Source organism: Kineococcus rhizosphaerae (genome assembly GCF_003002055.1).
Lineage (GTDB): Bacteria > Actinomycetota > Actinomycetes > Actinomycetales > Kineococcaceae > Kineococcus > Kineococcus rhizosphaerae.
In genome coordinates, this window is the sequence record NZ_PVZF01000035.1 from 1 (window position 1) to 9,087 (window position 9,087).

At 72.8% G+C, this 9,087-nt stretch carries 16 protein-coding genes and 1 pseudogene; 10 read left to right on the forward strand and 7 right to left on the reverse strand.

The annotated features are described in order from the left end of the window. Positions 1–260, reverse strand: a pseudogene (locus CLV37_RS26265) (replication initiation protein); the annotation flags it as partial. A gap of 229 nt (positions 261–489) precedes the next feature. Here CLV37_RS26265 and CLV37_RS26270 point away from each other — a divergent pair. From CLV37_RS26270 to CLV37_RS26310, 10 genes are all read left to right on the forward strand, one after another. Next, on the forward strand, positions 490–1,059 hold the full coding sequence (locus CLV37_RS26270) for a hypothetical protein (RefSeq protein ID WP_106215694.1): 570 nt from the start codon (positions 490–492) through the stop codon (positions 1,057–1,059). A 122-nt stretch (positions 1,060–1,181) separates the two neighbouring features. After that, entirely contained in the window at positions 1,182–1,502 is a 321-nt protein-coding gene (locus CLV37_RS26275; protein WP_106215695.1) for a hypothetical protein, read from the forward strand. Beyond that, the gene (locus CLV37_RS26280; RefSeq protein WP_106215696.1) at positions 1,499–2,185 is read left to right on the forward strand and encodes a hypothetical protein; all 687 of its coding nucleotides are present in this window, start codon (positions 1,499–1,501) and stop codon (positions 2,183–2,185) included. The genes CLV37_RS26275 and CLV37_RS26280 overlap by 4 nt, the downstream gene beginning before the upstream one ends. Beyond that, positions 2,170–2,709, forward strand: a complete 540-nt coding sequence (locus CLV37_RS27930; RefSeq protein WP_170127529.1) for a hypothetical protein — start codon at positions 2,170–2,172, stop codon at positions 2,707–2,709. The genes CLV37_RS26280 and CLV37_RS27930 overlap by 16 nt, the downstream gene beginning before the upstream one ends. Next, positions 2,706–2,966, forward strand: coding sequence for a WhiB family transcriptional regulator (locus CLV37_RS27935; protein WP_170127530.1), 261 nt, complete (start codon positions 2,706–2,708; stop codon positions 2,964–2,966). Before CLV37_RS27930 ends, CLV37_RS27935 begins: the two co-directional genes overlap by 4 nt. Further along, a complete protein-coding gene (locus CLV37_RS26290; RefSeq protein WP_106215698.1) occupies positions 2,963–3,226 on the forward strand; it encodes a hypothetical protein in 264 nt (87 codons plus the stop codon). Before CLV37_RS27935 ends, CLV37_RS26290 begins: the two co-directional genes overlap by 4 nt. After that, the gene (locus CLV37_RS26295; protein WP_106215699.1) at positions 3,223–3,891 is read left to right on the forward strand and encodes a hypothetical protein; all 669 of its coding nucleotides are present in this window, start codon (positions 3,223–3,225) and stop codon (positions 3,889–3,891) included. The genes CLV37_RS26290 and CLV37_RS26295 overlap by 4 nt, the downstream gene beginning before the upstream one ends. Before the next feature lie 142 nt (positions 3,892–4,033). Beyond that, entirely contained in the window at positions 4,034–4,891 is an 858-nt protein-coding gene (locus CLV37_RS26300) for a phage major capsid protein (RefSeq protein WP_106215700.1), read from the forward strand. Positions 4,892–5,293: 402 nt separating this feature from the next. After that, a complete protein-coding gene (locus CLV37_RS29265) occupies positions 5,294–5,500 on the forward strand; it encodes an HNH endonuclease (RefSeq protein WP_425433640.1) in 207 nt (68 codons plus the stop codon). An 80-nt stretch (positions 5,501–5,580) separates the two neighbouring features. Next, positions 5,581–5,838 (forward strand): hypothetical protein, encoded by a 258-nt coding sequence (locus CLV37_RS26310; protein ID WP_106215702.1) that lies wholly within the window; start codon positions 5,581–5,583, stop codon positions 5,836–5,838. On the opposite strand, the gene CLV37_RS26315 is transcribed toward CLV37_RS26310, so the two are convergent. From CLV37_RS26315 to CLV37_RS26335, 6 genes are all read right to left on the reverse strand, one after another. Continuing rightward, positions 5,835–6,095: a hypothetical protein gene (locus tag CLV37_RS26315; RefSeq protein ID WP_146149620.1), complete on the reverse strand. Its 261-nt coding sequence runs from the start codon at positions 6,093–6,095 to the stop codon at positions 5,835–5,837. The genes CLV37_RS26310 and CLV37_RS26315 overlap by 4 nt on opposite strands. Next, positions 6,092–6,370 carry a hypothetical protein gene (locus CLV37_RS26320; protein WP_106215704.1) on the reverse strand — a complete coding sequence of 93 codons (279 nt, stop codon included), beginning with the start codon at positions 6,368–6,370 and terminating at the stop codon, positions 6,092–6,094. Before CLV37_RS26320 ends, CLV37_RS26315 begins: the two co-directional genes overlap by 4 nt. A 136-nt stretch (positions 6,371–6,506) precedes the next feature. After that, positions 6,507–6,680: a hypothetical protein gene (locus CLV37_RS27945; protein ID WP_170127532.1), complete on the reverse strand. Its 174-nt coding sequence runs from the start codon at positions 6,678–6,680 to the stop codon at positions 6,507–6,509. 1,100 nt (positions 6,681–7,780) lie between these two features. Beyond that, positions 7,781–7,924, reverse strand: a complete 144-nt coding sequence (locus tag CLV37_RS27265) for a TerD family protein (RefSeq protein WP_146149621.1) — start codon at positions 7,922–7,924, stop codon at positions 7,781–7,783. A 153-nt stretch (positions 7,925–8,077) separates the two neighbouring features. Then, the gene (locus tag CLV37_RS26330; RefSeq protein ID WP_106215706.1) at positions 8,078–8,386 is read right to left on the reverse strand and encodes a sigma factor-like helix-turn-helix DNA-binding protein; all 309 of its coding nucleotides are present in this window, start codon (positions 8,384–8,386) and stop codon (positions 8,078–8,080) included. Continuing rightward, on the reverse strand, positions 8,383–9,087 hold a 705-nt coding region (locus CLV37_RS26335; RefSeq protein ID WP_106215707.1), incomplete at its 5' end, for a replication initiation protein. The genes CLV37_RS26330 and CLV37_RS26335, both read right to left, overlap by 4 nt.

Genomic DNA, 9,087 nt, shown 5'->3' on the forward strand with positions numbered 1-9,087 from the left:
CGTCCCGACGGGCTCTCCGCCACCCAGGAAGGCTCCGGGTGGGCGAGTGGCCGGCTGATCGCCCGGAGCAGCGTGTCCCGGTGGTCGACGTCGACGACGAGCATCGAGACCAGCGGAGGCGGGGAGTGCTGGAGGTAGCGGCGCAGGAGTGCGTCCTCCCGGCTCATCCGGTAGCAGCCCGACGCGGGGTGGTCGGTCGCGAGGGGTCGCCGCGGTTGCCACCACTCGTCCACCCAGGACTCCGCCGTCGCCGTGTTCACGTCGGCCACCCTGGCGGATGATCTTCACCGTTACGGGTAGGACACACCAGCCAAATCAGATATCCCGCCCGTGATCTTGGAATGCTCACTCTCCGTGACCCCGCGGCCCCCCGCGCGTCCCTCGTCGCCCCCCGCGACACGCCGGGGCCGAAAGGGCAGACACGCCGGAGCTAGACGCGAGGACGAGTAAGGACTGGCTTGTCAGTCATGGACAGTGCATCTTGACGACATGCCCCCCGAAGATCACGACACCCACCCCCCGCGGCTGGCTTCGCCCTGGTTCGAGAACAGTCGAGCCGGGGACCTGGACTTCATCCGGTCCCGGTTCTCCGGTCTCCGCTGGGCCTACGTCGCCGCCGTCGAGCGGCTCGTCGACGAGGTCCTGGGTCTGCCGGACCCCGCCGTCGACCCCGACCGACACGCCGAAGCCCTCCAGGACCCGACCGTCCGGCGGCTGCGCTACACCGCGGCCCTCCGCCTCGTGCGGCTGTTCCCCACCGACGTCGAGCCGGTGTTCGTCACCGAAGCCCGTCGGGCCGGTGCGTCCTGGACGGAGGTCGGGGACGCCGTCGACGTCTCGCGGCAGGCCGCGCGGGAGCGGTGGCTCCACCTCGACGTCCCGAAGGGTCCGCCGGTGAAGCCCCCGCGGGTCCGCGACCTGTTCGCCGACCTGGGCGGGGTGTCGACCCGGCGCATCTCCCAGGAGCCCCCGGCCGGCGGCGTCGACGAGGACTCCGACGTCGACCTCGTCGAGGACCTGGACGTCGAGGAGGGGTCGGAGGAGGCGAGCACGCCGTGACCGCGGAGACGACGAAGGCCGGGTCCCTCCAGGGGAACCCGGCCTCCAGGAGCCCGACCAGGCTCGTTACCGCTACCCCCAGCATCGCACCCCCGGCGCGCTGGGCTGAGGGCCGGACGCCGGTGTTCGTCCTCCTCGTGCAGTACCCCAACAGCGTCCGCCGTCGCGTCTTCCTGTCCCTGTCCTCGGCGGAGCGGCACGCCGCCCGCGCGGAGGAGCTGGGCCACGCCGCGGAGATCGTGCTGTGCAAGGTCGCCCCGTTGACGCCGGAGGAGCGCTTCGAGGTCCTCACGGGGAAGGTCCCGCAGACCCGCGCCCACGAGCCGGTCGAACCGACCCCGACCGACGTCGAGGCCGACGAGCCTGCGGCCCTGGAGCCCACCTCGTCGTCCCGCCGTCGTCGGCGACGTCGGCGGAACCGGTCGAAGGAGGCGACGGCATGACGTGGGTCCGGATCGACGACACGGAGCCGGAGAAGTGGGTGGCCGCGGGCCTGTCCGCCGCGGCGTGCTGGGCTCGCGTGGAACTCCTCGCGTACTGCAACCGGGGTCTGACCGACGGCTTCGTCCGGGCCGTGGTCGCCCGTCGGGTGGTCTCCGCCGACCCCGTCGAGGAGGTGCTGGCCGAACTCGTGTCGGCCGGCGTCCTCGTGCCGGAGGGCGACGGCTACCGGATCGCGGACTTCCTGACCAACCAGCCGTCGAAGGCGAGGGTCGAGAAGGAGCGGACGTTGAAGGCCGAACGTCAGCGGCGGTGGAAGGAGAACCGGAACCGGGAAGACGCGTCTCGAGACGCGTCTGGAGACGGTGCCCCGACCCGTCCCGTCCCGCCCCGCAACGAAGTGGAGGGGCGGGATCGGGACGGGGAGGGGGAGACCCCCTCGCCGGACCCCGTCGGCGTGGGCCGCGACCGCGCCTCCGGTGTGTGGCTGGCCGAAGCCGCCGACCGCGCCGACGTCCGACGAGGTGGGGTTCCTCCGCTTCGCTCCGGAACCCGCCAGCCCGCCGGAGGGGTTCCCCTCGGGGCCGTCCCGGTTCCGGCGGAGTTCCTGGGGTCGGTGTCGGCCTACCCCGATGAGGACCTGGACGACGAGGACGAGGGGGGTCCGTCGTGGCGCGTCGGCTGAACCCGTACGCCTTCACCTGGGAGGTCCGCGAGATCGGCGAGGAGGACCACCTCGAACTCGACGTGGAGTGCCCGGTCTTCGTCGACAACCTCGACGGTCCCCTGTCGTGGATGACCCTCGCCCAGGCTCGACAGACCCGCGTCCGCGCGGCGGGGCTCCTGGCCCGGTTGGGGTGGGCCGTGGCCGACGAACTTCGGGCGCAGCAGAGGGAGCACGGTTGCGGGAGCTGGCAGTTGCCGGGGTGTGAGGTCCAGTCCCGCGGAGGGGTGGGGGTGCGAAGCATCCTCGACGTCCACGACGACTGGGGCTCCCCGATCGGGCTCTACCTCACGATCCGCCGGGGCCGGGGGAACGCGTGGAGACGCCGGGTCCGGGAGGTCTTGGAGGAGTTCGTCGAGCAGGAGCAGCCGGAGTCGGCGGACGCGTTCCGGTGGTCCGAACTCCCCGACCTGCCCGCCGACGACGAGCCTCCGGCTCCGGCCGGCGGACCGGCCCTGTCCCTGATCCACAGGAGGTCGGCGTGATCCCGGAGCAGGCCCGCGAGGAGTGGCTGGAGTTGGCGAAGGCCCTCGACGAGGACGACCCGCCGTGTCAGGCCGACCCGGAGCTGTGGTTCTCGGAGCGGCGGGCCGACCGGGTCCGGGCCTCGTTCCGGTGCCGGGACTGCCCTCTCCTGGCCCCGTGCCGCGCGTACGCCCGCAGCGCGGGGGAACGCGCCGGGGTCTGGGGCGGGATCGACTTCTCCCACGTCCCGCGGCTGGCCGGACGGGTCGCCTCGTGAGCCCCGGCCCCGACCTGGACCCCGAACGTCGGGGTCCGCTCCGGCTCACCCTCGACGAGGCCCGTCGCCGGTTCCGCGGCGAACTCGTGCAGTACCGCGACCACCACGTCCAGGCCGACGTCGACGGGTTCCCGTCGGTCGTTGCCTCCGACCCCATCGAGGCCCTCGTCTACTGGCCCCCGGACCTCCTGGGCTGGCCGATAGAGGACCTCCTCGACCTCGATCCGATCCCTGACACCGACTCGAAGGAGTCCCCGTGACCGACCAGCCGACCGCCCTCGACCGACTCCTGGGGGCTGGCCCGACCGCCGACCCGGCCCAGGAACCCGCCCAGCAGGCCCAGGAGCCGACGAACGACGTCGACCCGCACGAAGGCACCTCCGATCCCTCCACGGCCTCCCAGGAGCCCCAGGAAGCCGTCGAGGGGGAGGACGACCAGGACCGGACTCTCGACGACGAGCCCGCCGGGGCTGGCCGGCGCAACCGGGAGGCCCGCTACCGGACCCAGCTCCGGGAGGTCGAGGCCGACCGCGACCGGCTGGCCGGCGACCTGGAGGCCGCGCGGAAGACGATCGCGGAGTCCCTGTCCGACCTGCGCAAGCCGTCCGCGCTGTGGGCCGCGGGGACGACCGTCGCCGACCTCCTCGACGAGGACGGACGCGTCGATCCGGCGAAGGTCGCCGACGCCTCGAAGGCCGCGGTCGAGGCCCTGGGGCTGGCCCGTGGCCCCCGCCCGGACCGGACCCAGGGGTCCGGGGACCGGGCCGTGGACCGCAAGTCGATGACCGTCCAGGACGTCGTCTGGGCCGACACGAACGACCCCCGCACGGCCTCCCCGGTGGCCCGCCCGAACTCCGGTCCGTCCCCGACCGACCAGGCCCTCGACAACCTCGCGAAGTGGCTGGCCGACCCGTCCCGGAAGTGATCGCGCCGGTACACTGGACGTCGCGCTGGAACCCTCGTCCGTGACGAACTCCAGCGCGACGACCGCTCCAGGGGAGCACCCGTAAGCGTCTGCGGCGCAACGGGAGACCGGAAGAAACCACCCCCCTCCCTGGAGCACCCCCATGCCTACCGCGCTGACCACGACCGCCACCATCGGGACCGCGATCACCCCCGAAGACCGGTCCTCGATCGTCCTTCTCCCCCTCACCCGCGACTCCCTCGCGCTGCGGACGGCCTTCCCGATCCCGACCCGCCGCGACGAGGTCCGCGTCCCCCGGCTCACCGGGGACGCCCCGGCCTCGTTCGTCGAGGAGGGGGCCGACCTGCCCGAAGGTGCGCCGACCGTCGACGAACTCGCGCTCCGTCCGGCGAAGATCGGTCTCTGGAAGCCGATCTCCCGCGAACTGGCCGAAGACAGCGACCCGACCGCGCTGTCCCTGATCGGGGAGTCCTTCGCCCGGTCCCTGCGGACCGCGCTGGACACGGCGTTCATCGCCTCCGACGGGACCGGCCTGGGCGGGAAGGTCCCGGCCGGCGTCCTGACCGCGGACAACTCCACCGACGGCGGCACCCTCACCGGGGCCTCCCTGGACCCCCTCCAGGACGCGCTCACCCAGGTAGAGGCCGCCGGGGGGACCCCCTCCGTGATCGCCCTCCACCCCGACACCTGGGGGGTCCTGGCGAAGCTCAAGGACGAGACCGGCTCCTCGCGTCCGCTCCTGGGCTCGCCCACCGACGGGAAGGTGGACCGGACCCTGTTCGGCGTGCCGGTCTTCGTCGACGCCACGGTCCCGACCGACCTCGTCGGGGTCTGGGACCGCAACGCGATCGCCGTCGTCCTGCGCCAGGACGTGCAGTTCGAGGCCAGCCGCGAAGCCCTGTTCCGGTCGGACTCCATCGCGCTCCGCTCGACGATCCGCGCGGCGTGGGGGGTCCTCGACGAGGGCCGCGTCGTCCGGATCGCCGTCGACCTCGCCTGACCTGGGCGAGCCCCGACGACCGGTCGGGGCCGTGGAGCGAGGACCACGGCCCCGACCGGTCCAGCCTCTCGACCTCGTCGAGGCGTTGCGCTGTAACGCAAATGCTCCACGGCCCTGAGCCGCGACGAGACCGACCCGCCGACCGGATTACCCTCGCCGGTCGCCGTTGTACGGTCTGCGGAGCACCTCCGGCCCCCCACGGGGAGGGGGAGAGCCCCCGGTGGCCCCCGATCCCCAGACGGCTCGCATAGCAGCTCCCACCGGCCCCAGGTTGAGACCTCTACGGCCCCACGCGTCTACCTACGGGAGCCCTCCGCCGTGTCGAAGCCCTGGACGAGGTCCACCCCGTACGCCGGGGCCGTCCCGGCGAGGGTGAAGCGTGCGGTCCTGCGCCGTGACCCGGTGTGCCGGGTCTGCCTCGAGCGCGACTCCGTCGAGGTCGACCACGTCGTCCCCGCGTCGGCCGGCGGGACCGATGACCCGTCGAACTTGCGGGGTCTGTGCGTGCCGTGCCACCGGGAGAAGTCCCTCCGGGAGGCCGCGAAGGGCCGTCGTCGGCAGGCCGGAGCCCGCCTCCTCCCACCGGAGCGGCACCCCGGCCTCCGGTAGACCGTGACGCGTTACGAGACGCGTCTGGAGACGCGTCTACTCCCTGGACGCGGCCTCGTCGTCGAGGCGACCCTGGGCCGATGCCAGACCCCCGCGACACGTCCGACGCCCCCCAGGCCCTCGCCGACGCGATCCGGCGGGGGGAGCCGGTGGCGATCCGCCTTCCCGGCGGGCGAACCCAGGAGGTTGACCCCGCGGAGTTCCTCGACGCGGAGGAGGTCGACCTGGACACGGAGGAGGTGTTCGTGAACGGTCGCCGGTTCACGAACGCCGACGCGGAGCGGCTGGCCGACGAGGTCGAGGCCCACGAGCCGAAGCCGCGGGCCGACCCGGTCTAGGCCGCGACGAAGCCCACGACCGCGGCCCCCATCGCGAAGGCCGCGGAGAACAGCGCGAGGACGGTCACGCGCCACCCACGGACCCAGTCGGCGTGCCGCTCCTGGTTGACCTCCTCGTGCGCGTGGGCGATGTCGTCGTAGGTGAGCTGACCCCGGAGCGGTGGCCGGCGGAAGCTGGGCAGGCCCACGAGGGCCGCGGCCACGCTCAACAGGGCCGACCCGACGCCCAGGACCAGGACCCACGTCTGGGCCGTCACGACCGCTCCACCGTCGACCACGTCGTCCCGGCCCCGTCCACGGCCCAGTCCGTGATCCGCGTCCAGCCCTCCCGGTCCAGGGCCTCGTCGAGCGCATCGAGAGGGAGGCCCTCGATCCGACCGGGGTCGCCGAAGCCCATCTCCATGAGGTCCAGCGCGTCGACGGGGTCGAGCCGGTCCAGCGGGACGGTCATCACGCGGTCCCCCCTCGCCGTGTGCAGGCCCAGGGTCCCGCCGACGTACCGCGCCCGAAGCTCCAGGCGGAAGACGCTCATGGGCCGCTCCTTGGATCGGTCTTGCGGACGGCGTGCATGTGTGTCGTCGTCTCGTGTCCGTGGTCGGTGGTGTGGTGGCACCGGTCGTCGGCGAGGTCGAGGCGGGGAAGACCTGGACCTCGCCGACGATCACGGATCACTCCGAGCGGTCGCCTCCCAGTAGCAGCCCCCACGGGATGCTCGACCAGGGCACGTCGATCCCGAACAGGGCGAGCCCGGACCCGCCGATGACGCTCAGGACGAAGGGCGAGACGTCGGGGCGGACGAACGCGAGGAGCAGCATCCCCGCGAGGAGGGCCGTCGCGACCACGCGCCGGAGCCGGTCCCGCCGCGGCGGGGGCTGGCTGGCCGTGGCCGGCGGGAGGCTGACGGGATCGGCCGGACGCGTGACTTCCGGGGTCGAACCTGCGGCAGGAGGCGCGTACGCGCCCCTACTGTTGACCTGGAGGGGGTCCACGAGGACCTTCTTTCTCCGGCGGACCGGATCGATACGTGCTGGCAGGTGCGGGTCGTACTTCGAGGTCGCCGCTGACGAGCCGGGGGGTTGCAGCCCCCCGGCTCGTCGTCGTTCACGACGTCCTCTGCTTCGAGCCTAGGGACCGAAGCGACACGGCGGACGCGGAACACGCGCACGTCAGGGACGAGTGGGTGACACCCGAACGACCCCCGACCGCGACTGGCTGCCGCGGTCGGACGTAGGAGAGCACGGTGTCGTGCTCAACGTCGCCCGCTCGCCCGTAACGGAGGACCACCAGGCCCCGACTCCCCCGCTGGACGAGTCCTACCGCCTCCCTGGTCGACCTGTCCGGGGCTCCTAGACCGCGTTCTCCCCGGCGTGGCGTGGCCGGCGGTTGAGCCCGCTCACTCCACGCTGTGAGCGTGTCCGCTGAGCCTGCCCAGGAAGACTCCTCGCTCACCACGGCGGAGAGCGCGCCCACGGAGCGCGCTCACGTTGATGAGGCGTCCGCCCCGACCTCGCTCACGACCCGGCCCCGGTGGACGCTCACGGAGGCCGCAGAGCGGGTCGGAGTGAGCCGCTCCACGATCCGTCGTCGAGTCGAGGAGGGAGCGTTTCCGCAGGCCAGGAAGGACGAGACCGGGGCCTGGACGGTGAGCGTGGAGGACCTCCTGGGGGCTGGATTCACCCTGGCGAAGCCGATCGCGCCCACCCCGCTCAGCACCACGCCCACGACTGCGGAGAGCGCGCCCACGGAGCGCGCTCATGTCGCCGATGATCGTGCTCAGGACCTCGCTCACCGGGTCGCCGAACTAGAAGCCGAACTCGTCCAGGAGCGGGCTCTCCGAGAGGTTGAGCACGCTCACCGGCAGGCCGCGGAGACCATCGCAGCGGAGCGCGCAGACCATGTCGCGTCCTTGCGACAGGCCCTCCGGATGCTCGAAGCGGGGCCGTCAAGGGCTCCCAGGGATGGCCTGCCGGTCGAGGTCGAACTCCGACCTGGAGCCCTGGCCGACCGCGCGGACCTTCCAGTCGACGGAGCCCTCGGGGGACTTCAGCCGGTTGAAGAAGACGAAGTACCCGTCGTTGAGGACCACGTCGTCGACCTCCGGGAGCCGGTGTCGAGCATGGCGGGGGATCGTCGCGCCGGGCGGGTTCCGGACGGACTTCTCGACCCCGCGCCGACCGCGTTCGGCCGGCTCCGCCGATTGCTGGGACGCCGGTAGACCTGGTCGAAGTCGAGCTCCGTCTTACGCGGTCGCCCGGTCCTCGACGACGGCCTCCTGGGACTTCTGGGCCTCTCGTTCGGCGTGGAGCTTCGCGTCCCGCAGGAGCCGCCCGACGGCTCCCGTCGTGGTCCCGATCTCCTCGCCGATCTCCCGGTAGGTGAGCCCCTCCGCCCGGAGCGCGAGGACCTTCGCCCGTCGCTCCGCGGCACGGGCCAGGAACTCGTCCCGCGGCTCCGCGATGATCCGGCGAATGGTCCGCTCGGAGACCCCGAACTTCGCCGCGGCCTCCTTCGCCGTCACCTTCCGGCGACCGGCCTTCTCCGCGCTCACTCCGCCACCTCCAGCACGACGTCCGCGTGGTTGACCTTCGTCCGGCGGACCCGGTTCGCCTCCCGGACGGCGGGGGTCACGATTCGGCCCCGTCGGGCCTGGACTGCCCGGAAGCCCTCCGGGCCGAACTCCTCGTGTCTCCAGACCCATCGAGCCACGGACCGGGCCGTCGATGCCACCTCCGGGACCCCCAGGGGGACGGGGAACTCCGCGTTGACGTTGACCGCGTACGCGAGGGTCACCTCCTCCCACTCGCCCTGGACGTCGTAGCGGTAGCGGGACCGGTAGGCCCACCTCCGCAGCACGTTGAACAGGGTCACGTTCCGGCCCAGACCGGAGGACTCGACCGCACGGCGGGGGAGGACCCGCGGCATGAGGTCGCCCAGACCGCGGGCCAGCTCCTCCAGGGAGTACGGCTCCGGGGCTCCCCACGTCGTCGCCCAGTCGGGGTGGATGGGGTTCTTCGTCAGGAGGCCCGCGTACCCCACGTCCCCGTCTAGGGCCGCTCGTAGACCCTCCTCGACCTTCGCGGCGTACGCGAGAGGCTTCGGTCTACCGGAGTCGGTACGGCAGACCGGCGTCCGCAGCACCCAGCCGACGTGTCCCCGTCCCGACGGGCTCTCCGCCACCCAGGAAGGCTCCGGGTGGGCGAGTGGCCGGCTGATCGCCCGGAGCAGCGTGTCCCGGTGGTCGACGTCGAC

Bases quoted from the DNA above. Each gene is read 5' to 3' on its own strand.
- CLV37_RS26280 (WP_106215696.1), top strand. From the start codon at position 1,499: ATGACGTGGGTCCGGATCGACGACACGGAGCCGGAGAAGTGGGTGGCC.
- CLV37_RS26270 (WP_106215694.1), top strand. From the start codon at position 490: ATGCCCCCCGAAGATCACGACACCCACCCCCCGCGGCTGGCTTCGCCC.
- CLV37_RS26300 (WP_106215700.1), top strand. From the start codon at position 4,034: ATGCCTACCGCGCTGACCACGACCGCCACCATCGGGACCGCGATCACC.
- CLV37_RS26310 (WP_106215702.1), top strand. From the start codon at position 5,581: ATGCCAGACCCCCGCGACACGTCCGACGCCCCCCAGGCCCTCGCCGAC.
- CLV37_RS26320 (WP_106215704.1), bottom strand. From the start codon at position 6,370: ATGAGCGTCTTCCGCCTGGAGCTTCGGGCGCGGTACGTCGGCGGGACC.